The 23,515-nt window shown below is 64.6% G+C and carries 21 protein-coding genes; 8 read left to right on the top strand and 13 right to left on the bottom strand.

Features of this window, described 5'->3' with window-relative positions:
- Positions 1-97: 97 nt before the first annotated feature.
- Positions 98-2,140 (top strand): glycogen debranching protein GlgX, encoded by a 2,043-nt coding sequence (glgX, locus tag CH285_RS11435; protein WP_094644170.1) that lies wholly within the window; start codon positions 98-100, stop codon positions 2,138-2,140.
- Here glgX and CH285_RS28685 read toward each other — a convergent pair.
- The 5 genes from CH285_RS28685 to CH285_RS11410 all read right to left on the bottom strand — a co-directional run bounded on the left by CH285_RS28685 (position 2,071) and on the right by CH285_RS11410 (position 8,065).
- Complete coding sequence (locus CH285_RS28685) at positions 2,071-2,361, bottom strand: aromatic-ring hydroxylase C-terminal domain-containing protein (protein ID WP_094644169.1); 291 nt, start codon at positions 2,359-2,361, stop codon at positions 2,071-2,073. The genes glgX and CH285_RS28685 overlap by 70 nt on opposite strands.
- Positions 2,310-3,824, bottom strand: a complete 1,515-nt coding sequence (locus tag CH285_RS11425) for an alkaline phosphatase D family protein (RefSeq protein ID WP_094644168.1) — start codon at positions 3,822-3,824, stop codon at positions 2,310-2,312. Before CH285_RS11425 ends, CH285_RS28685 begins: the two co-directional genes overlap by 52 nt.
- Positions 3,825-3,993: 169 nt before the next feature.
- A complete protein-coding gene (locus CH285_RS11420) occupies positions 3,994-5,700 on the bottom strand; it encodes a glycerol-3-phosphate dehydrogenase/oxidase (protein ID WP_094644167.1) in 1,707 nt (568 codons plus the stop codon).
- Positions 5,697-7,214, bottom strand: coding sequence for a glycerol kinase GlpK (gene glpK / locus CH285_RS11415; protein WP_032367858.1), 1,518 nt, complete (start codon positions 7,212-7,214; stop codon positions 5,697-5,699). The genes CH285_RS11420 and glpK overlap by 4 nt, the downstream gene beginning before the upstream one ends.
- A complete protein-coding gene (locus tag CH285_RS11410; RefSeq protein WP_027494674.1) occupies positions 7,211-8,065 on the bottom strand; it encodes an MIP/aquaporin family protein in 855 nt (284 codons plus the stop codon). Before CH285_RS11410 ends, glpK begins: the two co-directional genes overlap by 4 nt.
- Before the next feature lie 122 nt (positions 8,066-8,187).
- Here CH285_RS11410 and CH285_RS11405 point away from each other — a divergent pair, with 122 nt between their 5' ends.
- The 5 genes from CH285_RS11405 (at position 8,188) to CH285_RS11385 (ending at position 12,979) form a co-directional block, all read left to right on the top strand.
- The gene (locus CH285_RS11405; RefSeq protein ID WP_027494675.1) at positions 8,188-9,168 is read left to right on the top strand and encodes a sugar-binding transcriptional regulator; all 981 of its coding nucleotides are present in this window, start codon (positions 8,188-8,190) and stop codon (positions 9,166-9,168) included.
- Positions 9,169-9,309: 141 nt separating this feature from the next.
- A complete protein-coding gene (locus tag CH285_RS11400) occupies positions 9,310-10,557 on the top strand; it encodes a DUF6745 domain-containing protein (protein WP_094644166.1) in 1,248 nt (415 codons plus the stop codon).
- Positions 10,558-10,625: 68 nt separating this feature from the next.
- The gene (locus CH285_RS11395) at positions 10,626-11,081 is read left to right on the top strand and encodes a hypothetical protein (RefSeq protein ID WP_032388044.1); all 456 of its coding nucleotides are present in this window, start codon (positions 10,626-10,628) and stop codon (positions 11,079-11,081) included.
- A 139-nt stretch (positions 11,082-11,220) separates the two neighbouring features.
- Entirely contained in the window at positions 11,221-12,552 is a 1,332-nt protein-coding gene (locus CH285_RS11390) for an MCE family protein (protein ID WP_094623120.1), read from the top strand.
- Positions 12,553-12,619: 67 nt separating this feature from the next.
- Complete coding sequence (locus CH285_RS11385) at positions 12,620-12,979, top strand: STAS domain-containing protein (protein ID WP_032367862.1); 360 nt, start codon at positions 12,620-12,622, stop codon at positions 12,977-12,979.
- Here CH285_RS11385 and CH285_RS11380 read toward each other — a convergent pair.
- Positions 12,956-14,113: a PP2C family protein-serine/threonine phosphatase gene (locus CH285_RS11380; protein ID WP_371828202.1), complete on the bottom strand. Its 1,158-nt coding sequence runs from the start codon at positions 14,111-14,113 to the stop codon at positions 12,956-12,958. The genes CH285_RS11385 and CH285_RS11380 overlap by 24 nt on opposite strands.
- A complete protein-coding gene (locus CH285_RS11375; protein WP_176458580.1) occupies positions 14,113-14,913 on the bottom strand; it encodes an alpha/beta fold hydrolase in 801 nt (266 codons plus the stop codon). The genes CH285_RS11380 and CH285_RS11375 overlap by 1 nt, the downstream gene beginning before the upstream one ends.
- A gap of 56 nt (positions 14,914-14,969) precedes the next feature.
- Between CH285_RS11375 and CH285_RS11370 the strand changes: the two genes are divergently transcribed.
- Entirely contained in the window at positions 14,970-16,052 is a 1,083-nt protein-coding gene (locus CH285_RS11370) for an NAD(P)H-binding protein (protein ID WP_051364916.1), read from the top strand.
- Between the two features lie 32 nt (positions 16,053-16,084).
- On the opposite strand, the gene CH285_RS11365 is transcribed toward CH285_RS11370, so the two are convergent.
- The gene (locus tag CH285_RS11365) at positions 16,085-17,569 is read right to left on the bottom strand and encodes an amidase (RefSeq protein ID WP_032388046.1); all 1,485 of its coding nucleotides are present in this window, start codon (positions 17,567-17,569) and stop codon (positions 16,085-16,087) included.
- Between the two features lie 141 nt (positions 17,570-17,710).
- Between CH285_RS11365 and CH285_RS11360 the strand changes: the two genes are divergently transcribed.
- On the top strand, positions 17,711-18,856 hold the full coding sequence (locus tag CH285_RS11360) for an SGNH/GDSL hydrolase family protein (RefSeq protein WP_094644165.1): 1,146 nt from the start codon (positions 17,711-17,713) through the stop codon (positions 18,854-18,856).
- Positions 18,857-18,907: 51 nt separating this feature from the next.
- Here CH285_RS11360 and catC read toward each other — a convergent pair whose 3' ends face one another.
- The 5 genes from catC to CH285_RS11335 form a co-directional block, all read right to left on the bottom strand.
- The gene (catC, locus tag CH285_RS11355) at positions 18,908-19,192 is read right to left on the bottom strand and encodes a muconolactone Delta-isomerase (protein ID WP_032368702.1); all 285 of its coding nucleotides are present in this window, start codon (positions 19,190-19,192) and stop codon (positions 18,908-18,910) included.
- A gap of 5 nt (positions 19,193-19,197) precedes the next feature.
- The gene (gene catA, locus CH285_RS11350) at positions 19,198-20,064 is read right to left on the bottom strand and encodes a catechol 1,2-dioxygenase (protein ID WP_032408372.1); all 867 of its coding nucleotides are present in this window, start codon (positions 20,062-20,064) and stop codon (positions 19,198-19,200) included.
- Positions 20,065-20,107: 43 nt separating this feature from the next.
- Positions 20,108-21,211 (bottom strand): mandelate racemase/muconate lactonizing enzyme family protein, encoded by a 1,104-nt coding sequence (locus CH285_RS11345; protein ID WP_032384190.1) that lies wholly within the window; start codon positions 21,209-21,211, stop codon positions 20,108-20,110.
- Positions 21,208-22,137 carry a LysR family transcriptional regulator gene (locus CH285_RS11340; RefSeq protein ID WP_032388049.1) on the bottom strand — a complete coding sequence of 310 codons (930 nt, stop codon included), beginning with the start codon at positions 22,135-22,137 and terminating at the stop codon, positions 21,208-21,210. Before CH285_RS11340 ends, CH285_RS11345 begins: the two co-directional genes overlap by 4 nt.
- A 143-nt stretch (positions 22,138-22,280) precedes the next feature.
- Complete coding sequence (locus CH285_RS11335) at positions 22,281-23,456, bottom strand: 4-hydroxybenzoate 3-monooxygenase (protein ID WP_032388050.1); 1,176 nt, start codon at positions 23,454-23,456, stop codon at positions 22,281-22,283.
- Positions 23,457-23,515 lie beyond the last annotated feature (59 nt).

Raw genomic sequence — 23,515 nt, 5'->3', positions numbered from 1 at the left:
CGTAGGTCAAGGACGGGCGCAAACTCCTCGTCGATTCTATCCGAGCACCAGGTGGGCATGCGTTTCGCTCACCTGCGCCGGGGGTAATCGGCCGTTCATGCCCACCTCATCCAGTCTCCCGTATCCCCTGGGCGTCTCGCGTCTGTCCGACGACGGAGCCAACCTCGCCGTCTACTCCGAAACAGCCGACTCGGTGTCCGTCGTCGTGATGAACGAAGACGGAACAGAGCGCAGTACAACACCGTTGACGCTTCGCACCGGTCACGTCTTTCACGATCTGGTGCCCGACGTCACCCCGGGAACGCGATACGGTCTCCGCGTCGACGGCCCGTGGGATCCCGCCTCGGGACTGCGCCACAACCCGGCGAAGCTACTGCTCGACCCGTACGCCACGGCCGTCACCGGCCAGGTCGACTGGAACGAATCGGTGTTCTCGCATCTGCATGCGGAGCCCGAGACCCGCAACGACGAGGACTCCGCGCCGCACATGCCGTATTCCGTTGCAGTGCAATCGAACTTCGATTGGACCGGCGACGAGGCACCGCGCACTCCGCTGGACCGCACTGTCGTCTACGAGGTCCACGTGAAGGGCTTCACCGCCACCAATCCCGATGTTCCCGAGGACATTCGAGGAACGTACGCAGGACTGGCCCACCCCGCCGCGATCGCGCACCTGAAGCGTATCGGCGTCACCGCAGTGGAGCTGCTGCCCATCCACCAGTTCGTCCAGGATTCGCACCTGCTCGAAGAGGGCCGCCGAAACTACTGGGGCTACAACTCCATCGGCTTCTTCGCCCCGCACAACGAGTACGCCAGCACCGGCGACACCGGCGGTCAGGTGGACGAATTCAAGGCACTGGTCAAGGCGATGCACGAGGCCGGTATCGAGGTCATCCTCGACGTCGTCTACAACCACACAGCCGAGGGCAACCACCTGGGACCGACGTTGTCGCTCAAAGGAATCGACAACGGCTCGCACTACCGACTCGTCGACGACGACCGCAGCGCCTACTACGACACCACGGGCACCGGCAACAGCCTCAACGTCGGACATCCCGCGGCGCTGGGCCTGATCATGGACTCGCTGCGGTACTGGGTCACGGAGATGCACGTCGACGGATTCCGTTTCGATCTCGCGAGCACCCTGACCCGTCAGGACTCCGGCCTCGACGTCCACAGCGCGTTCCTCGATCTCGTACACCAGGATCCGACGCTCGCGCCGGTCAAACTCATCGCCGAGCCCTGGGACACCCAGGGCTACCAGGTGGGCGGGTTCCCGGCCCGGTGGTCGGAGTGGAACGGTAAGTTCCGCGACGACGTTCGTGACTTCTGGCGCGGAGAGGACGGCGCATTGTCCGCTCTGGCGCAACGTGTCACCGGCAGCCCCGACGTCTACGAGAGCACCCGGCGCCCGACGCTGGCGAGCGTCAACTTCATCACCGCCCACGACGGCTTCACTCTGGCCGACCTCAATTCGTACGACGAGAAGCACAACGAGGAGAACGGCGAGGACAGCCAGGACGGCGAATCCGACAACCGTTCGTGGGGATGTGGCGCCGAGGGCCCGACCGACGACGAGGGCGTCAACGCACTCCGCGCCCGCCAGCAGCGTAATCACCTTGCCACACTGCTCCTTTCGGCAGGCGTCCCGATGATCCTCGGCGGCGACGAACTGGGCCGAACGCAGAACGGCAACAACAACGCGTACTGCCAGGACAACGAGGTCTCCTGGTTCGATTGGAGCACGGTCGATCAGGATCTCGTGGACTTCACCACCCATTTGATCTCGCTGCGCGACGAGCATCCGGCGCTGCGTCCCACCTGGTTCCGGCACGACAGCGATTCCGAGGAGGACGGGGCAGGACCCGATACGGTCGACTTCTACCGCGCCGACGGTCAAAAGATGGTCGACGAGGATTGGTCCGACGGCAACGCACACAGCATTCTGATTCTGATGCGTGCGGGCGAGGGAGACGCGGCGTTCGCCTGGATGGTCAATGCCTCACCTGCGACAGTCGAATTCACGCTGCCGGAGGGCAAGTGGAGTCAGTCGACGTCGAGTGATCCGGATCAGGCGTACGAGGCGGGCGGACCGTCCATTCTGATTCGCGAGCATTCGTTCACGTTGCTGCAGGGCTGATCGGTCCATTGTTCGAGAATCTGTAGCCACTCCTCCGATTCGGAGCGTCCGGCCCACGCGATGTATCCGTCGGGCCGGACGAGGACGGCGGGGCCGCTGCCGGCACGGCGGACGATGTCCGTTCGAGTGCAGTCGTTTTCGCCGACCTGACCCCGACGGGCCCGAGCGATCAGGCGGCAGGCAGTACCTTCGTGAACAGCACAGCCCCGGTCGCGTCGCACAGGTTGACGGTCAGATCGCGCGAGTCCCCGTCGATGAGAACCTCACCGAAATGCTGAAACGCGTCGAGTGGCGACGCGTTCGGCTCCGGTGGCGCGTGCACGAACACTGCCTCCGGGCCGAAGGTGCCGTCCAAATCGTTGGGGCCGAACGCGCCGGCGTTGAGCGGCCCGCTGACGAATTCCCAGAACTCGCGAAATTCCTGGTAGGCCGCGCGCTCCGGCGAATAGTGATGCGCTGCTGTGTAATGCACGTCGGCGGTGAGCCAGACGGTGCCGGTGACGTCGTTCCGATCGATCGCAGTGAGCACCTGCGCGATGTCGGTCTCACGGCCCAACGGCGCACCGGGGTCTCCGTTGCCGACGCCTTCCTGCGCGTCCTTTCCGTCAGGAACGACGAGTCCGAGGGGCAGGTCGTTCGCGATGATCTTCCACGTCGCGGTGGAGCGGGACAGCTCCGCGATCAACCACTGACGCTGCGCCGAGCCGAGGATCTCCCCTGACGCAGCGGTATTCGCACCGTTCGCATCCTTGTACGTGCGCATGTCGAGGACGAAGACGTCGAGCAGCGGCCCGTAGGCGATCTTGCGGTACACCCGGCCGTCGACGGCTTCTGTGGGCGCGATGGGCAACCACTCGTGAAACGCCTGCAACGCTCTCTGCGACAGCAGGTCCACATCCTTCACCGTGTATTGCTCCAGGTCGAGGATCTCACCGGGGTACCAGTTGTTGACGGTTTCGTGATCGTCCCACTGGACCATCTGGGCGACCGACGAATTGAAGCGGCGGTAGTTGTCGTCGGTGAGATTGTAGGCGTATTGGCCGCGGTACTCGTCGAGCGTCTCGGCAACCTTGGACTTGGCCTCGCTCATGGTGTTTCGCCAGATGCGGCCGTCGGGAAGTGTCACGCGCTCCTCGAGCGGGCCGTCCGCATAGATGACGTCGCCGCTGTGCAGGAACAGATCCGGCTGCCTGTCGGCCATCGCCGAGAAGATGGTCATACCGCCGATGTCGGGGTTGATGCCGTAACCCTGGCCTGCGGTGTCGCCACCCCACAACAGGCGAATGTCGGATGGGCCGTCAGGAGCTGTGGAGAACATTCCGGTGACGGGTTCCGACGTCGCGCCGTCCTCGCCCTCGAGCGTGACCCGATAATGAACCTTCTGTCCCGCAGGCAATCCGGTCAGGCGCAGCACTCCCGTGCCGTCCGACTGCGGGGTCAGCAGTGGCCCGCGCATCGTCGTCACCGAGGAGAACGAGTCCGTCGCGGACGTGTCGACGATCATCGTCGCCGGAGTATTGGAACGTGCCCACACCAGCGCTCCGTCGGCACGCACATCACCGCTGGCGACGCCGTGTGTCAGCATCGGCCGGGTGCGAACCAACGCCGGGCTGCACGCCAGCACGGGCGTGGCAGCGGCACCGAGAGCGGCATATCTGAGGAGGGATCGACGGGTGAGCTGCATGTCCTCCACCGTCCAGCATCGACATGAACGGCCCGTAGCGCCGAGGAAGACAGACGATTTCCGCCACAAGCGCGTCGTACCGTGCGACGAGGAACGCGGCCGCAGGATCGGAAAACACAACCACCGATCCCGACCCTGCGGCGCTACCTCACCGAACCGCTGTGAGGCGTCAGCTCACCCCGGCGCGCACGTCCGGTGCCCCGAGCCTGGCCGCGTCGGCGGTCTCGTCGTCGGGCTGTTGCTGTGAATCCCGTTCTGCCAGAACACGAAGACGGTAGTGCTCGATCTCCTCGGCCCGGTGCTGATCGTCCCAGCCCAGAATCGGAGCCACCAGCCGAGCCACTTCCTCGGCTGCTGCTTCACCACGATCGGGAACCTCGATGGAGATACGGGTCCGCCGGGTCAGGATGTCCTCGAGATGCTGCGCGCCTTCGTGACTCGCGGCATAGACGACCTCTGCCTTGAGGTACTCCGGTGCGCTGTCGAGAGGCTTCCCGAGTTCGGGATCGGCGTCGATCAGATCCAGCACCTCACCTATCAGGGTGCCGTACCGACCCAACAGATGCTCGACGCGTGAGACCCGCATGCCGGTGCGTTCGGCCGTCAGATTGCGGGAGTTGTACGCCCCGAGGTAGCCGTCGGCCCCGACGAGTGGGATGTTCTCGGTGACGCACTTGGGCACTGTCCGTTCGAGTCCGTGCACCGCGGCATCCACTGCGTCCTTGGCCATCACGCGGTAGGTGGTGTACTTGCCACCGGCGATGACGGTCAGTCCTCGCACCGGGCTGGACACCGCATGCTCGCGGGAGAGCGTGCTGGTGGAGTCGGATTCTCCGAACAGCAACGGCCGCAGACCTGCGTAGACCCCGACGACATCGGCGCGGTCCAGTGGATCGGCCAGCAGCTTGTTCACGTGCCCCAGGATGTAGTCGATGTCGCTCTGGCTCGCGGCCGGGTGGGCGAGATCGAGCTTCCAGTCGGTATCGGTGGTGCCGATGATCCAGTGGCTTCCCCACGGGATGACGAAGAGCAGGCTCTTCTCGGTGCGCGTGATGATGCCCGTGGCGCTGTTGATGCGGTTGCGGGGCACCACCAGGTGCACGCCCTTGGATGCGCGAACCTGGAACTGTCCACGCCCGCCGACCATCTGCTGGACCTCGTCGGTCCACACACCCGCGGCGTTGATGACCTGCTTGGCACGCACCTCGAACGAACGACCCGTTTCCAGATCGCTCGCCACGACACCGACGACCTTGTCGTCCTCCCGAAGAAAGCCCGTGACGCGAGTGCTATTGGCGCACAACGCCCCATAGGCGGCCGCGGTCCGCGCAATCATCATCGTGTGCCGAGCGTCGTCGACCTGGCCCTCGTAGAACTTCACCGCACCGCGAATCGCCGACCGCTTACCGGAAGGGAAGGATTCGAGCGTCTTCTTCTTACCGAGGTGCTTGTGATGACTCGGTACGCCGCGTCCGGCACCCATGACGTCGTACACGCCGATGCCGAGCCCCACGTACGGACGGTCGATCACCTTTTCGAGCGGATATATGAACGGCACCGGCCGAGCGAGGTGCGGGCACAACGTGTTCAGCACGAGCGAGCGCTCTTTGAGGGCCTCGAACACCAGCGAGAAGTTGAACTGTTCGAGGTACCGCAGACCGCCGTGGAACAGCTTGCTCGAGCGACTGGACGTGCCGGCCGCATAGTCGCGTGCTTCGAGCAGTCCGACCTTCAGACCACGCGTCACCGCGTCGAGAGCCGTTCCCGCGCCGACGACGCCGCCGCCGATCACCAGGATGTCCAGCTCTTCGGCTTCCATCCGTGCGATCGCCTCGGCGCGCGAGGTTGGACTCAAAGCCGTTGTGGTGGAACTCATTCTTCATCAACCCAATCGAGAGTACGTGTCACTGCCTTCTTCCAGCCGGCGTACAGCTTTGCCCGCTGGTCTTCGTCCATGGACGGTGTCCATGTCTTGTCCTCGGCCCAGTTCTGGCGAATATCGTCCTCGCTCGCCCAATATCCGACGGCGAGGCCTGCCGCGTATGCCGCTCCGAGAGCGGTGGTTTCGGCTACGACGGGCCGCACCACGTCGACGTTCAGGATGTCGGACTGGAACTGCATCAACAGCTCGTTGACGACCATTCCGCCGTCGACCTTGAGCACCTCGAGGTCGACACCGGAGTCGGCGTTCATGGCCTCGATGACCTCGCGCGTCTGGTACGCAGTGGCTTCGAGTACGGCACGGGCCAGGTGGCCCTTGTTGACGAACCGCGTCAATCCCACGATGGCACCGCGAGCATCGGCACGCCAGTGCGGAGCGAACAGACCCGAGAACGCGGGCACGAAATACGCGCCGCCGTTGTCGTCCACCGAACGCGCGTCGGTCTCGATGTCCGCAGCCGAGGAGATCATGCCGAGGTTGTCCCGCAACCACTGCACGAGCGAACCCGTCACCGCGATCGAGCCTTCGAGCGCGTACACCGTCGGCTGGTCGCCGATCTTGTAGCAGACGGTGGTGAGCAGGCCGTTCTTGCTCATGACCTTCTCGGTGCCGGTGTTGAGCAGCACGAAATTGCCTGTGCCGTAGGTATTCTTGGCCTCACCGGGCGACAGGCAGGCCTGGCCGAAGGTGGCAGCCTGCTGGTCGCCCAGAATTCCGGAGATCGGCACACCGCGGAACGGTCCGCGTTCACGGCCGGTGCCGTACACCTCGGAACTCGACCTGATCTCGGGCAGCATCGACATCGGAATGCCCATGTCGGCGCAGATGCCCTCGTCCCACTGCAGGGTGTCGAGATCCATCAGCAACGTGCGCGACGCGTTGGTCGGATCGGTGTAGTGCAATCCGCCGTCGGTTCCGCCGGTCATGTTCCACAGCACCCAGGTGTCCATGTTGCCGAAACACAGCTCTCCCGCTTCGGCTTTGGCCCGTGCACCGTCGACGTTGTCGAGAATCCACTTGATCTTCGGCCCGGAGAAGTAGGTGGCCAACGGCAGACCGGTCTTGGCGGTGTACTTGTTGGCATCGCCGCCGCCGAGTGCGGTCGCGATGCGATCGGTACGGGTGTCCTGCCAGACGATGGCGTTGTAGATCGGCTTGCCCGTCTCGCGGTCCCACACCAGCGCCGTCTCACGCTGGTTGGTGATACCTACTGCGGCGATGTCCTCGCGCGTCAGATCCGCTGCGGCCATGGCACCGGCCGCGACGGCGCGCACGTTGTCCCAGATCTCCGACGCGTCGTGCTCGACCCAACCGGCCTGCGGGAAGATCTGCTGGTGTTCCTTCTGATCGACGGCGACGACGGTGCCCGCGTGATCGAAGATCATGCAGCGTGAAGACGTGGTTCCCTGATCGATCGCGGCGACGTACTTTCCTGCGAACTCGGTCATGGCTTCTCTCCTGTGGTCTGGGTGTCTGCTGGGAGTCGTGATGGCGGCTCGGGCGTCGAACCTTCTTGTTTGCGTAGGTTCTTCCCGATCAACAGGTCGTACAGGAACACTCCTATCGGTCCACCTACGAGAGGTCCGACGATCGGCACCCAGAAGTACAGGCCGCCGTATTGATCTCGCCACGCTCCACCGTAGCCCGTGATGTACGACGCCAGGCGAGGTCCGAAATCTCGAGCCGGGTTGATCGCGTAGCCGGCGTTGGTGGCCCAGGCGAATCCGATGGCGACGACGATGAGGCCCACGATCAGGGGAGCCATGTTGGCCATCGGTGCGGTACCGAGCGAATCGGTCACGGCCACGATGAGGAACAGCAGAATGGCGGTACCGATGATCTGGTCGATCAGCGCCGAGGACACACTCACCGGCAGTGTCCCGTTACCGGGCAGTGTCGAGAAGATGGTCTGGGTGGCGGTGGTGTGCCCTGGGTCGACCGCGTTGATCATGTCGTTGTAGTTCCAGCGCACCAGCAGCGCGGCCACGAAGGCACCTGCGGTCTGCGCGAGAATGTACGGCGCAACCATCTTCCAGCTGAATCCTCGGAAGAGTGCGAACGTGATGGTCACCGCGGGATTGAGGTGCGCGCCGGTGATACGGCCCGCGACATAGATACCGAACATCACGCCCAGCCCCCACGCCCAGGCGATCGAGTCGTGGCCGCCGAGGCTGCCGGACTCACCACCCGAGACCACCTGAGCGACGACGCCGACACCGAACAGAATGAGAATCATGGTTCCGGCGAACTCCGCGGCCATGTGCGCCGGTAGCCCCCATTCCGGTTCCTTACGTGCCATCTTTCAGCCTCCACACAGTCAGTGATACACGCCACATTGCGTGCCATTTGCCACGGTAGACGGCCTGCACTGCGTTTCACAGCTGATGCACATATGTGCAATTCGGTCGTACACTGGTGCCGGTGACGGACACCGGCATCACTCCCGAATCCGACCTGCGGACCGGCCATGCCACCCAGGCGGCGCGGCTGTACTACTTCCAGGACATGACGATGGCGGCCATCGGCCGTGAGCTGGGCGTATCTCGTTCGACAGTCTCACGACTCATCACGTTCGCGCGGGCGTCGGGACTGGTGGAAATCAAGATCTCCACCCCACTCGGTCAGGCCCCGCGGATCGAGCGTGCATTCGCCGATCTGTACGACATTCGTGCACACGTGGTGCCGGTCGCGGAGACGGTCGACGAACTGCAGCGTCTCGATCGGGTCGCGACCTTCGCCGGCCGACTACTCACGTCGTTCTTCGAGTCGGACATGGTGATGGGCGTCGCCTGGGGAACCACCGTCAGCGCCGTCAGCCGCAAGCTCGCCCCCAAACGGACCCACAACTCGAGCGTGGTGCAACTGAACGGGGCAGCCAACATGCGCACCACGGGGGTCTCGTATGCCACCGACATCATCCGGACGTTCGCCGACGCGTACGGGGCTGCGGCACAGGGATTTCCGGTCCCCGCATTCTTCGACTATCCGGAAACGAGACAGCACCTGTGGCGCGAGCGCAGCATCAGGCGCGTGCTCGAACTTCAGGATCGCATGAACCTCGCCGTCTTCAGCATCGGCGTCATGAGTGGAGCCGTTCCGAGTCACGTCTACAGCGCCGGCTATCTCGAACGCGAGGACAGAGCCGAGCTGCAACGTGACGGCGTCGTCGGCGACATCGCCACGGTGTTCCTCCGATCCGACGGCAGCTACAACCGAATTGCGTTGAACGACAGATCGAGTGGGCCGAGCCTCGATCGACTCAAGGCCGTCCCGCGCAGAGTCGCCATCGTGGCGGGAGAGTCCAAACTCGACGCCCTCACCGCCGCACTGCGCGGTGGCCTGATCACCGATCTGGTGATCGACGACATCAGCGCCGCGAAATTGGTGTTGCGCTCGCGCTGACCCATGTGAGTGGAAACTCGACCCCTGCTACGAACTTCCGCGCACGTGGGCAACCCTTGCGCTCGGCCGAATCTCGTGTCACTCTTGGTTCATGACAACAGGAAAGGCGGACACCGCCTCACCGAAGTGAGCGCCGTGCCGATGCCGTCGACATTCCCCCGTCGAGGCACATTCTCCGAAGATCCCGATTCCTACGCCGAAGACATCCGCGCGGTCTGTGCGCAACGCGACCGGTGGCTCGATTACGGACTGAAAGCCGGCCCAGCCGACAGATCTGTCGCGGAACATGCTGTGGCACAACTGTATCGATCTGCCGGGTTCGACGAGCCCGAGTTCCATTGGGTGCCGTCGCCTCGGGCTGCAGCGACCTTCATCGCCGGCAGACACTTGGCGAGAACACCGTCGATATCCACCGCCGGCACCGAGGTGGACGCCGCGATCGCGACCATGTTGTCCGACTCCCGGCACCGTATGGACCGCATCATCGAGCGCCGCCACATCGAATGGCCGCGGGAAAATCGGTGGTCGACGGTCAACGGCAGCAACGACTTTCGAGCCCGCGGCATTGTCGCCCGCGGTACCCCGATCGAGGCGGCCCTCGCCGGGATCAGCCCGGATCCCATCATCGACCGGACCGTCCGTGCGTCGTTGCACACCAGCCTGTTCGACGGAATTGCCACTGCCATCCGCACGACCACTCCCCGCCCGTTCGGCTCCATCACCTGGTACGGCCAACAAGAAGCCCATCGCGTCGCCTACTACGACGCTTTCCGTCGCCACGGCCTCGCCCGGTTCTCTTTCGAGGACGTCGAACTACTCGACGTCCAAACCGCCCTCATCGAGTCGACGGGGTGGTGGTGGGCGTTCGAGAACATCGCAGTGATGGCAGAACGGCCCACCTCCGTATACGTCGAACCGCTACCCGATTCACCGCACGGTGAAGTGCGGCTGCACAATTCGGAGGGCCCGGCCGTGGAGTTCGCCGACGGCAGCGCAGTCCACGTACTGAGCGGCACCGTCGTTTCGAGCTGGGTGATCGACAATCCCACGGTCGACCGCATCACCGTCGAACGCAATGTCGAAGTGCGACGAAGCGCCATCGAACGAATCGGCTGGGACACCTATCTGGAGCAGGCAGGCCTACGTCTTGTCGACACCGGCCAGGATCCGGGGAACCCGGGCTGCACCCTGGAGCTGTACGCAGCACCGGAGGGCTGGCAGGACGGGGGACGAATTCTGCTCGCCGTCAACGGTTCCCGTGAACGCGATGGCCGGCGTCGCCGCTACGGCCTGCGGGTCCCCGCCGCCTTCACCTCCGCCATCGACGCGGCAGGCTGGACCTACGGTCTGGCCGGAGCCGACTATGCCCGGCTCCTCCGCCGTACGTGACTCCGCACGAACTCCATCGATACCCACACCACAACTACCCACCCCAACGACCAACCACAGGTGACCCCATGAACTCGAACATCACGCTGGCCACTCTCACCGACCGCACCGGTTTGGATGTCTTCGACTACCTCGACAAGGAGATATCGGTGCCCGTCGTCAACGGGTCGCAGGCCCAGGGAGATCTGATCGTCGTCCCGCTCGCCGTACTCGACGGCATCGTCGTCACCACCGAACGGACACGACACGAGACCGTGCCGTTGTCCGGCATCGAACTACTCCGCAGTGCGGCGGGCGGCAATCCGCACAGCCTCGTCGCCGACGGCCGCGGATGCACGTGGTCGAGTCCGGTGCACGACGTTCGACGCCTCGCTCTGGGCATCCTGAGCAACTCGGAGACCGCCTACCTCATTCACCCCGAACACGGGGCCACCGGAATTGCACCCGGCCGATACGTCATCGGTCGTCAGCGCGAACGCGGCGGAGACGGCTGGTTCTCGTCGACGCAACTGATCGCGGACTGACACACCGACTGCGTGTGATCTGCATCGCATCACCCGGGCACTGATAGGTGCATCTCAGAAGGGGCGTCGGAGCAGTAAGTGTGACTCTATGTAGCACTAAGGTTCGCGTCATGACTGCTGTTGTCGCACAGACCGTCGCATGACCGGCGCCCCTTCGCCGGTGCAGAACCGTCTCCTCGGAATCGGACTGGTCGTGCTCATCGTGGTGTTCGTCGGGTGGAGTGTCACCTCGTACAACAAGACGTTCGTCGACGTCGTGACCGTCTCCCTCGAGACCGACAGCGTCGGCAACGCGCTGCCCCGCAATGCCGACGTCAAGGTGCGCGGCATGATCGTCGGCGAGGTCCGATCGGCTACGACCACCGACGGCGTCGTCACCTCGGAACTGGCGATCGAGCCGGACAAAGCGCCGATGATCCCCTCGAACGTCACGGCTCGCCTGCTGCCCAAGACTCTCTTCGGTGAGCGGTACGTCGCGTTGATTCCGCCGGACGGCAAGCCCGGTTCGCCCATCACCGAGGGCACCGTGCTGAAGCAGGATCGCAGCGGAAATGCCATCGAGGTGGGGCAATTGCTCGACGGCCTGCTGCCGCTGCTCCAAGCCGTGCCGCCACAGGATCTCTCGAACACCCTCGGCGCACTGGCACAGGGGCTCAGCGGCCGCGGAGAACAGCTGGGCCTGACGATCGATCGGCTGGAGAACATCTTCTCCGGACTGAACACCGAACTCCCCGCCATCCAGCAGGACCTACGCGGATTGGCGGACTTCTCCCAGACCTACGCCGATGCAGCTCCCGAGTTGGTCAGCGCTCTCGACAATCTGCGGACCACCGGCAACACCGTCGTCGAGAAGCAATCCGCGCTCGCGACGCTGTACACGTCGGTGTCATCCGCCTCGAACACGACGGCGGGCTTTCTCGAGGCGAACTCGACGCAGCTGATCGGTCTCGCCGCGAATTCGCGCGAGGCACTCGAAGTGCTGGCCGAGTTCTCCCCCGCCCTGGGTTGCACGGTCGCGCAGTTCGCCGAAGGGGCCCGACGCGGCAGGATCGTCACCGGCGTCGGCGACGAGTATCCCGGCATCAACGTCTCGATGCCGTTCGTCAATCCGAAGGGTCGATACCTGCCGAACCAGGACGAGCCACGGCTGTTCGAGCAGACCCGCGGACCGAGCTGCTACACCCCGCTCGACCGCAATGCGGGCGACTACTTCCCGCAGTACCCGGGTGGGTCACCCAACGACGGCTCGTACCAGGTACCGACCAGAAACCCGGGCGAACAGAACATCCCGGTGCTCTCGGCTCCGCAGCTCTCTCCTGTTCCCGCGTCGTACGCGGGCTCGGTCACCGAGCAGCAGACCCTGGCCGTCATCTACGGCGGTGCCACCGGAATCGCACCGGAGGCCGTCCCCTCCTGGACCACGACGGTGGGCGCGCCTGCGCTTCGAGGAACTCAGGTCACGCTCCGCTGACACCGCCTGATTGAATGGTCCGCATCCCCCGTCGACGAGCACGGCGGGTAACGATTCAGGAGTACAGATGCCAGTCGACACGAACGCCGCAGGATTCTCGATCCAGTCCTCCAACGACGGGCGCGCGGCCGTCATCTCGGTAGCGGGCGAGCTCGACGTCACCACCGCTCCGGCACTGTCCGAGGCCATCACCGCACAGACCGCGACCGGCCCGGCTGCACTGATCGTCGACCTGAGCGGAGTGTCGTTCCTGGCCTCGGCGGCCATGACCGTTCTCGCGACGGCGCAACAGGATCACGGAGAGTCCCTGTCGTTCTCGGTCGTCGCAGACGGACCGACCACCAGCCGGCCGATCAAGCTGATGGGCTTGGATCAGGAATTCACCCTGCACGCCGACCTGGCGTCAGCCCTCGCTGCCCTCGGCTGAGTCGGGGGCCGGGGATACGCCCAGTGCCATCACGGCGGCATCGTCGGCCAGCCCGTCGCCGAAGCTGCGCAGTAGCAACCGCAGATCGTCGACGATCGCTGCCGGAGTCGCCGGAGCGTGCGCCGTCGCGAATTCCAGCAGGGCACCGTCGTCGTCGTATCGGCCCCGGCCGACTCGCGCTTCGGTGAGACCGTCGCTGTAGAGCATCAGGGTGTCCCCTGCTTCGAGCGTGACGGTCGCCGGAACGAAGCGAGCGTGCCGAAGTATCCCGATCAGCTGGCCGCCCGTCATGGTCACGTAGTGGGCGGTGCCGTCGGCACGAAGGACCAGCGGTGGGGGGTGCCCGCCACTGGCCATCGATACCTCGAATCCGGTGTCCGTTCGGCTCAGAATGCCGAAGACTGCGGTGCAGAACTGCGCATTGGCGTCCCGAAACTCTTGTCGCAGAACAGAATCCAGATTCTGCAGCACCGCGACGGGGTTCTCGTCGTACACCGCTGCCGCGCGCAGGGTGTACCGCGTCAGCGACGTCACAGCGGCTGCCGATGCACCCTTGCCACAAACGTCGCCGAGAAAGAATCCCCAGCAGTCGTCGGACAACGGAAACAGGTCGTAGAAGTCGCCACCCACCTCGTCGCGGGACGCTGCCCGGTAGTGCGCCGCGGCGGTCATCCCCGACGGCGGTAGCAGTGCAGGCGGCAACAGCGACCGCTGCAGCGTCTTGGCCAACAGTTCTGCACGCGTGCGTGATTGCAGCAATTCGCGCTCGTAGGTGCGGCGATCGCGCGCGTCGAGCGCCGTGATGCGGATCAGTACCGGCCGGCCCGCTGCGTCGATCTTGACGTTCGCCGTGATGAACACCGGCAGCCGTCGACGATCTGCCGTCACCAGGTCCAGCGCAATGCCGTCGAGCTTGCCGTTCATCAACAGCATCGGCCCGAAGTGGGTCTCGTAGTGAATCCGTCCACCGACGGTGAGCAGCTCCCCGAAATCGGTGCCGACCAGCGCGTCGACCTCGAAGCCCAGCCAGGTTGCCAGCGTCGAGTTCAGTCGCGCGATCCGCATGTCGGGGCGCACGGACAAGTACCCGCATGGCGCATTCTCGTACAGGTCCTCGACGTCGAGGTCATCGATCACGACGGTCTCACGAAGTCCGCGATGGTCTCGGCCGTCAGTTCGGGTGCGGTGATCTGCGGGCAATGGCCACTGACGTCGAGCGTGATGCGGACGCTCCCCGGGATCTGTTCATGCACGAACCGGCCGACCTGAGGCGGAGCGAGCGAGTCGCGCGCACTGTCGATGATCAACGTCGGCACCGGTACTGCAGGCAGATCCGCCCGATTGTCGGACAGAAAGGTGGTGCGGGCGAACACCCGTGCGCACGCCGGATCGGTTCGGCACACGCTCGCGGTCCACATGTTCTCGAGTTCCGGTCGATCGGGTGCGTTCACGACCACCGATGCCATCGATGCAGACCAACCGAGGTAGTTGCTGTCCAGCGATTCGAGCAGTTCGTCGATGTCCTCTGCACTGAAGCCGCCGCGGTAGTCGCCGTCGTCGATGTACCGGGGGGACGGAGTCAGCAGAATCAGCTTGGTGAATCGATCGGGCGCAGCGGTGGCGGCCAGCACCCCCATCATCGACGCCACCGAGTGACCGACCAACGTGACGTCGGTCAGGTCCAGTTCCTGCGCTATCTCGACGATGTCGGCGGCGTACGTGCTCATGTGGGCGTATCTCTCGGCGTCCCAGGCCGCGGGGTCGGCTGCACCGGCCCCCACGTGGTCGAACAGGACGATCCGGAATCGCAAAGCCAGGATTTCGGTGACGCCTCGCCACAACGTCTGGTCGCAGCCGAAGCCGTGCGCCAGCATCACGACCGGGCCGTCGGCAGCTCCGACGACTTTCACGTTGTTCCTGATGCGCGCACTCACCTGCACAGTGTGTCATCCGGTACCGGAAGCGGGGAGTGAGACTGCCCGGACAGGGTATGACCCCTGTCTACAGAAACGAGAATCTCATGCGAGTGCTGGTCACCGGCGCAACCGGATACATCGGATCTCGGCTGATCCCCGTGCTTCTCGAACAGGGCCACGAGGTACACGCCGCGATGCGTGACCCCAAGAAGAAGTCGCGTTTCGCCTGGGGTGCGCACGTGACGGCAGTGCACTTCGACCTCGACGACCACGACAGCTTCGACTCCGCTACCGAGAACGTCGACGCGGTGGTCTACCTGGTTCACTCGATGGACGAAGGCGATTTCGTCGAGAAGGATCGCCATGCGGCGCAGTCGATGGCCGCTGCTGCGGAACGCAACGGGCTCCAGCGAATCGTCTACCTGTCCGGACTGATTCCCGACGACGGCACTCCGCTGTCGGACCACCTGCGCTCACGGCTGCAGGTCGAGGAGGCGTTCCTCGACAGTTCCGTCGATGCCACCGTCCTTCGGGCCGCCATTATCCTCGGTTCCGGATCCACGTCGTTCGAGTTGGTGCGGCGCATGACCGAGCGACTGCCGGTGACGCCGATTCCGACGTGGATGCGGAGGCAGGTGCAGCCGATCGCCGTCGTGGACGTCGTCGCCATCATCGCCCGCGCCCTCGGCGACACAGCCCGTCCCGGATCGTTCGACATCGGCGGCACCGAGACGATGAGCTACCCGGAACTCCTGCAGGCGTACGGCAGCGTCGCCGGTCTGCGCCGAGCACAGATTCCGGTGCCACTGCTGCCGACGGGGCTGGTCGGCCGCGCGGTCGCAGTCATCACCGCGATGCCGCCCGGCACCGTGATCTCGTTGGTGGAGAGCCTGACCCACGACATGGTCGTGCGACGCGGTAATGCCGCGACGGAGGTGTTCGCAGAACCGGATACGACGTTGCTCAGTGTGCGGGAGGCCTTGGAACGCTCCATCACGGTGGCAGCCGAGGAAGGTACGGACGCACACGCCGATCCTCAGGCCGCAGCCGACACCGATCCCGACTGGGCAGGCGGAGTCGTCGACATCGTCGACGGCACCGTGCGACAGCGTCCGTCCGGCATCGCGGGCAAGGTCCAGCTCGGGGCGACCCGCTAGCCGGTGTCGATGTCTGTCAGCTGATGTAGCTGTCAGCCGATGTCGCTGTAGCGATGAGCCCAGGGCACTGCTCGTTCCAACTGCGCTGCGAGTTGGACGAGCAGCCCCTCCCCGCCCAGCGGGGCGAGAAAGTGTGCGCCCATGGGCAATCCTGCGCTCGTCCAGTGCAGGGGAACGGACAGGGCGGGACGCCCGGTGACGTTGGCGGTCTGGGTGTACGGGATCCACGAGATGTTCTCGTCGATCATCTGATCCACGATGCCGGTGTACTTGAGCATTCCCGCAGTTCGGCTGCGCAACAGCAAGTCCGATGCCAACTGCAGCGGCTTCGCGAGCTCGAACGCCCCGATTTTCGGTGGCAGCTCGGCCAGAGTCGGGGTCAGCAGCAGGTCGTACGTCTCGAAGTAGGTGGCCAGGGCCCGCACGTGCACGTGTCGTCCCTCCACCGCATCGAGGTAGTCGACTCCGCTCGCGGATCGGCCGAGCGCGGCCATGATTCGGGTGTCCCGCTCGAATGCGTCGTCACCGCACCCGGTTCTGCGCTTGACCTCTTCCATTTCCCACGCCAGGTACGTGAACCAGGCGAGCAGGAATTCGCGGTTGAGCGCTGCGTCGTCGAACGGCGGGGCCTCGAGGAGTTCGACGGTATGGCCCAGTTCGCCGAGCGTGGTCGCCGCCGATTCCATCGCAGCGATCGCCTCCGGGGCCGGAGACGGATTCACCGAGGTCGCGGCGTACATGCCGATCCGTAACGGCCGCGGGTCGGTGTCCATCCGGGACAGGAACCCGTCGGGCGGCGGCGTGGACGAGTATCCCGACGTCGGCTCACCACCGGCGAGTACATCGAGCATCGCGGCGGTGTCGCGGACCGATCTCGACACCACGCCCTGCACTGCGGCCCCGTGCATCGGCTCGCCGAACGTCGGTCCCGACGGCACCACCCCGCGGCCGGGCTTGAGCCCGACCAGTCCACAGCACGCCGCCGGAATGCGGATGGAGCCGCCTCCGTCGTTCGCTCCCGCCACCGGCGCGATTCCGGCCGCGACCGCCGCGGCGGAACCACCCGACGAACCACCGGGAGTTCTGCTGCGGTCCCACGGGTTTCGAGCCGGGCCGAACACTGCCGGCTCGGTGATTCCCTTGGCACCGAACTCCGGGGTGTTCGTCTTACCGAAGATGACCAGGCCTGCGTCGAGCCAGCGCTGCACCACCGTCGCGTGTTCTGGCATCGGCAGCTCGGTGAGTGCACGCGAACCACTGGACGTGGGCAGCCCCGCGTAATCCTGGGACAGGTCCTTGATCAGAAACGGCACCCCGGCGAACGGACCTTCCAGCGTTCCCGCCAGCCGCTGCTCGGCTTCCTCGCGCATCGGGCGCACGATCGCGTTGAGACCCGGGTTCACCGACTTCGCCTGCTCCAGTGCGCAATCGAGAAGTTCACGCGGGGTGACATCGCCTGTGGAGACCAACTCGGCCAGCCCGAGGCCGTCGTACGTCCGATACTCGTCGATGCGCATGTGGCCACCTTAATTACGTGCGGCCCATCCGTGTGCGAAACGGTTTGCCTAAATGCATTAGGCAAATATACGGTTCGTATAGGAAGGCAGGTGCGCCAGCTGCCCTTACCTCAGCCCGACACTCCAGAGATCGAGACCACCATGATCACTACCGACATCTCCGACACACTTCTGCACGGCGCGGCCGAGCTGGAACGAACCAGCAACGGCGTACTTCCTCATCGCCTGCCACGCGGAGCTCGTCAGCGCTTCACCGACCCCCAGCTCACGATGGCGGAATCTCAGCCGTCCGGAGTTCGGTTGGTCTTCACCACGACCGCCACCATCATCGAGATCGAGGCAGTGGCGACCCGTCGCACATTCCTGGGCCTGCCGCCGCGGCCGGCCGGGCTGTTCGACCTGCGAATCGACGGCGTCCTCATCGAGCGCGTTTCGACGACGGGTGGCATCACCACGACCATCGACATGGCGACGGGGTCGGTCACCGATCAGGTCGCGCCGAGTGGTGTCGCGCGGTTCTCCGGGCTGCCCGCAACCGACAAACACGTCGATATCTGGTTGCCGCACAACGAAATCATCGAACTGGTCGGGCTGCGTACCGACGCAGCTGTCTCACCCGTCGTCGACACCCGACCGATCTGGATCGACTACGGCAGCTCCATCAGTCAGGGGTCCAACGCCACAGGGCCCAGCACCACCTGGACGGCCCTCGCCGCCGCGACAGCCGATGTGCAACTGCGCAATCTGGGTTTCGGCGGAAGCGCACTGCTCGATCACTTCGTAGCGACGGCCATTCGGGACGCGCCCGCCGACCTCATCAGCCTCGAGATCGGGATCAACCTCGTCAACTCCGACGTGATGCGGCTACGCGCATTCACCTCCGCGGTGCACGGATTTCTCGACACCATCCGCGACGGTCACCCCCACACCCCACTGTTCGTGATCTCCGCGCTGCTGTGCCCCATCCACGAGAACACCCCCGGCCCAGGTGCATTCGATCCGGCGGCATTGGCGTCGGGCACGGTGAAATTCGCGGCGACGGGTGATCCCGCCGAGGTGCGTGCCGGAAAGCTGACTCTGACCGTGATCCGCGAGGAACTCGCCCGCATCGTGTCCGAGCGCGCCACCGAGGACCCCCACCTTCATTACTTGGACGGCCGAGAACTGTACGGAGACAACGATGTCGAGGACCACCCGTTGCCGGATAGGCTGCACCCCGACCAGTCGACGCATGAGCTGATCGCCCACCGCGTCGTCGACCGAATCTTCCCGCGAACTCGAAGTTAGGGACGGATTCCGCGGATATTCCGTCCCTAACTTCGAGTTCGGCGGGGTCGATCACCCCGCGGAAATGTCCGACGGGTGTTGCGCGAGCGGGGACACCTCGATCGTCATGTACGGGAACAGCGGGAGATTCCACAGGATGTCGTGAAGCCGCTCGTTGTCCCGGACGTCGAAGATGCTGAGGTTGGAGTACTGGCCGACAATGCGCCAGATGCTCACCCACTCCCCATCCCGCTGCAGTTGCTGCGAGTACGCCTTCTCCCTGGAGAGGGTGTCTGCTCGTACGTCCGCATCGAGGTCCTGCGGCAATGCGACGTGCATCTTCACGGCAAAAAGCATGTGGCTCAGCCCTTGTCGAGTACGAAGTTGTACGTCACTTCTTGGCCGCCGTCGACTTCCCGAGGATCGAGGATCAGTTCGGGCTTGACGGCGTTGGCGACGTCGTCGTCGTTGTGTGCGTCGCCCGGGAAATAGAGCTGGGTGGTGATCTGCTGATGCCCGGCAGCCGCAACTTTGAGGTGCAGGTGTGCAGGACGCCACGGGTGCCAGCCGGCCGCGGAGATCAGCTTGCCGCAGGCCCCGTCGGTCGGGATCTGGTACGGGGCGGGCTTCATCGTGTGGATCCAGAAGTTGCCCTGATCGTCTGCCGTGACCGTGCCGCGCAGATTCCACTCCGGGATTCCGGGCGCGAACTGCGAGTAGAAGCCGTCGGAATCGGCGTGCCAGATCTCGATGACCGCATGCGGCAGCGGGCTACCGTCGACGCTCGTGACCTGACCTTGGAACAGCAGCGGTGTGCCCTGTTCGCCGTCGCGAGTGGGCAGGATCGCGGCCGACCCGAGTTCCGGGGCATTCGGAACGTAGTACGGACCTTCGATGGTGCCCTTGCTGCCTTCACGGGTTTCGCCGGCAACTTCTTCGACGACGTGCTCTACCCAGACGTCGAGGAACAGCGGCCACTCACCGGTCTGACCGACGTTGATCAGCCAGGCCTTGAGGGCGTTGTACTCGTCGTATGTGACCTTGTGTTCGCGAATCGTGTCATGGATTGCCGAAATAACCTGTCGAGCAAGCAGACTGACTCGCTCCGGCGGGGTGTCGGCGGCTGCCTGCTTGTCGGAGGTGAAACGCTCGGTGGCGTTCGCCCCCGACGCGGCTGCGGTGGCCACCTCGGTAGCGGATTCCGTCGAGGGTGCGTGGTCGATGCTCATGGAGAACTCCTTGGCTCACAGTTGCGTTCTTGGGGGCTGAAGATCAGTGGTCGGTGCGGTATTTCGCGAGTTTGTCGGGGTCGATACGCACGCCGAGGCCCGAGCCCGGCAGTACGTGCAGTTCGCCGTCGCGGATGACGAGGCTTTCGGTCAGCAGGTCGTCGCTCATGTCGAGGAAGTTCGACAGCTCGCCTGCTCGGCGTGAGGTGAGGTCGAAGGCCGCGCCGAAGGCGACGGTGCAGGCTGTGCCGAGCTGGCCGTCGATCTGGTTTCCCATCACCACGTCGACACCGAGCCCTTCGCACAGGTGATGAGTGCGGAGCGAGCGGGTGAATCCGGTGCGAGCGGTCTTGATACTGACGGCCGTTGCGGACCCACCGAGGATCTCACGAGTGACCTCCGCCGGGGTCGTCGCCGATTCGTCGGCAACGAACGGAACATCGAGTTGCTGTACCAGCCAACGACGCCCGAGGACGTCGTCTGCCGGGCACAGTTCCTCGGCAAGAGTGAGCCCCAGATCCGACATCTCTTTCATGGCACGCGCAGATTCGGCAGCGGTCCATCCGCGATTGCCGTCGACGTACAGTTCGACCGTCTCACCGAGCCCCTCTCGCAGTGCGCGGACCACGGCGGTGTCGAGCTCTACGGGCCGTCGCCCGACTTTGACCTTGAAGACTCCGATGCCGTATGTCTCTCGCATCCGACTCGCCTCGTCGACCATCGCTGCAGGCGTGTCGAATCCGAGCATGTGGCTCACCCGCATACGGTCGGTGTAGCCGCCGAGGAGTTCGGTGACGGGTAGGTCGAGTGTCTGCCCGAGCGCATCCCAGATGGCCATGTCCACGGCAGATTTGGCAACCGGATTACCCACTGTACGAGCAAGTTTGGCATTGACCACCTCCCTCGAGGTGAGCGGCAGTCCCACGACGGCCGGCGCGAACAGGGTCTCGATTACCGCCACCACCCCGCGCTGGGTCTCGCCGTACGTGAACGGCCGAGGCGGAGCATCGGCGACTCCGACGACACCGTCGTCGGTATGAACGCGTACGAGAACGTGGTCGGCCGCATCGACCTCGCCGCTGGCGAACTTCAGCGGCTTTCGATACGGAATCGAGTACGGGATAGCCTCCACAGCAACGATTTTCACAACGCCTCCTTCGACTGAGCAGGCGGTACGGATAGTTCGAGCGGAGGGAGCACTCCCGCGTCCTCCAACGCTGCAACCAGCGCATCGACGAGTGCCGACGGTCGGTCGCGGTGCCACGCCAATGCCAGGTCGATCGTGCTCGCTCCGGCGATGTCGCGGAACACGACGCCGGTCAACTGCAGGGCGCGGACGGATTCGGGAACCAGTGCCACACCCAACCCGGCCGCGACGAGGGCCAGCAGAACCGAGGTGTCCGGGGCTTCGTGTTCACGACGAGGACTGAAACCCGCTGCGCGACAACTACGCACCACGGCGTCGTTCATCACCGAGTGCGTGTCCGCATACATCACGAAATCCTCGTACATGAGGTCGGCCATGCCGAGCGCTGCCTCGGCGGCGTACCGGTGATCTACGGGCACCGCAAGCAGCAGCGACTCGGTGGTGATGGTGCGTACGACGAGGTCGTCACCTGCCACGGGTGGCCGCAGAACCGCGACGTCGAGCTGCTCCGACCGCAATCCCTCCACCTGAGCGGGGGTCAACAGATCCCCGTGAATTTCGAGCGCGATCCCGGGAAGGCGCTGCTTGATCGCACGGGCGATCGGCGGCAACTGATCGAATGCCGCCGTGCCGGTGAAGCCGATACGTACCAACCCGTACCGGCCATCGGCGATGCGTCGGACACCGCGGTTGCTGCGTTCGAGATTGTCGAGGTTGCGGACGGTCTCGCGGTAGAAGAACTCCCCCGCCGGAGTCAGGCTCACTTGACGCGTGGTTCGGGTGAGCAGGGTGACGCCCAGTTCGGCCTCGAGCTGTCGGACCGACTGAGACAATGCCGGCTGCGCCAGATGCAGGCGTTTGGCTGCCTGACCGAAGTGACAGGTCTCGGCCACGGCGACGAACTGATGAAGATGCCTCAGTTCCATCGATTGCCTCCTGTCGGTTCGTATCACGCTCAGGCGTGACCCTGCCCACAGTAAGCCCGCAATCCATTGATGACAAAGACCTATTTGCAGCTCATTGATAAGTCAGAGCGATCAATTCCTCGCGGTGCACACGCGCCCGCCGATCAGAATCCGATCGGCAATCCGGCGTAGTTCTCCGCCAGTCCCATGGCACCCGCCTCGCTGGACGCCACCCATTTCAGTTGCGAGAGTTGCAATTGCGCGTCGAAGGGGTCGTCGCCGGTATGCAGCATCGTGGTCATCCACCACGAAAAATGGGTGCAGCGCCAGACGCGTCGAAGGGCGTCGTCGCTGTAGCTGTCTGCGGCCCGCGAATCGTTCTCCTTCAGCTTCTGCGCCAGGGCAGGCGCGAGCAGAGCCACGTCGGCTACCGCGAGGTTGAGGCCCTTCGCTCCGGTGGGCGGCACGATGTGCGCGGCGTCGCCGGCCAGGTACAGGTTGCCGTGTCTCATCGGTGTCTGCACGTAGCTGCGCATCGGCAACACGCTCTTCTCGGTGATGGGGCCGGGGTTCAGAGTCCACCCGTCCTGACCGTGACCGAGCCTTAACGCCAACGCATCCCAGATGCGGTCGTCGGACCACGTGTCTATATCGGTTCCGTTCGGCACCTGCAGATACAGCCGGCTGACCGTCGACGACCGCATCGAGTGCATCGCGAAGCCGTCCTGATGCCAGGCGTAGATCAGTTCGTCCGTCGAGGGGGCGACATCGGCGAGCACACCGAGCCAGGAGTAGGGATAGACCCTTTCCCAGGTGTTGCGCACCGAATCGGGCATCGCCGCCCGGCTCGGCCCGAAGGAACCGTCGCATCCCGCAACGACTGTCGCGTCGATTCGCACCGCGTTGCCCGACGCGTCGGTGAAGGTGACGTAGGGCGCGTCGGATTCGACGTCGTGCAACGCCGTGTCCGAGACGTCGTAGTAGATCTGTTGGCCGGCCTTCTCGCGTGCCACCACGAGGTCCTTGGTGACCTCCGTTTGCCCGTACACCCAGACACTCCGGTCGACGAGATCTCGAAAGTCGATGTGGTGCCGCTCTTCCGGCCACTGCAGGTAGATGCCTCGATGCTCGTCGCCCTCGCGGTGCAGACGCTCACCGAGCCCGTGTTCGTCGAGCAATTGGACCGTCGAGTGTTCGAGGACTCCGGCCCGGATTCGGGAGAGCACGTATTCCTGAGTACGTGACTCGATCAGAATGGAGTCGATCCCCTGCTCGTCGAGCAGGTGGGACAGCAGCAGACCCGCGGGCCCTGCACCGATGATGGCAACCTGTGTACGCATGCAAGCAGTAGACCCCGGGATCTCGACCCGAACAAGACCGCACTTCCACTCGGTGAAAA

This window comes from Rhodococcus sp. 05-2256-B1, from assembly GCF_002258465.1.
Taxonomy (GTDB): Bacteria; Actinomycetota; Actinomycetes; order Mycobacteriales; family Mycobacteriaceae; genus Rhodococcoides; species Rhodococcoides fascians.
The sequence above is the reverse complement of the archived record's forward strand: the minus strand, read 5'-3'. Positions and strand labels throughout refer to the sequence as shown.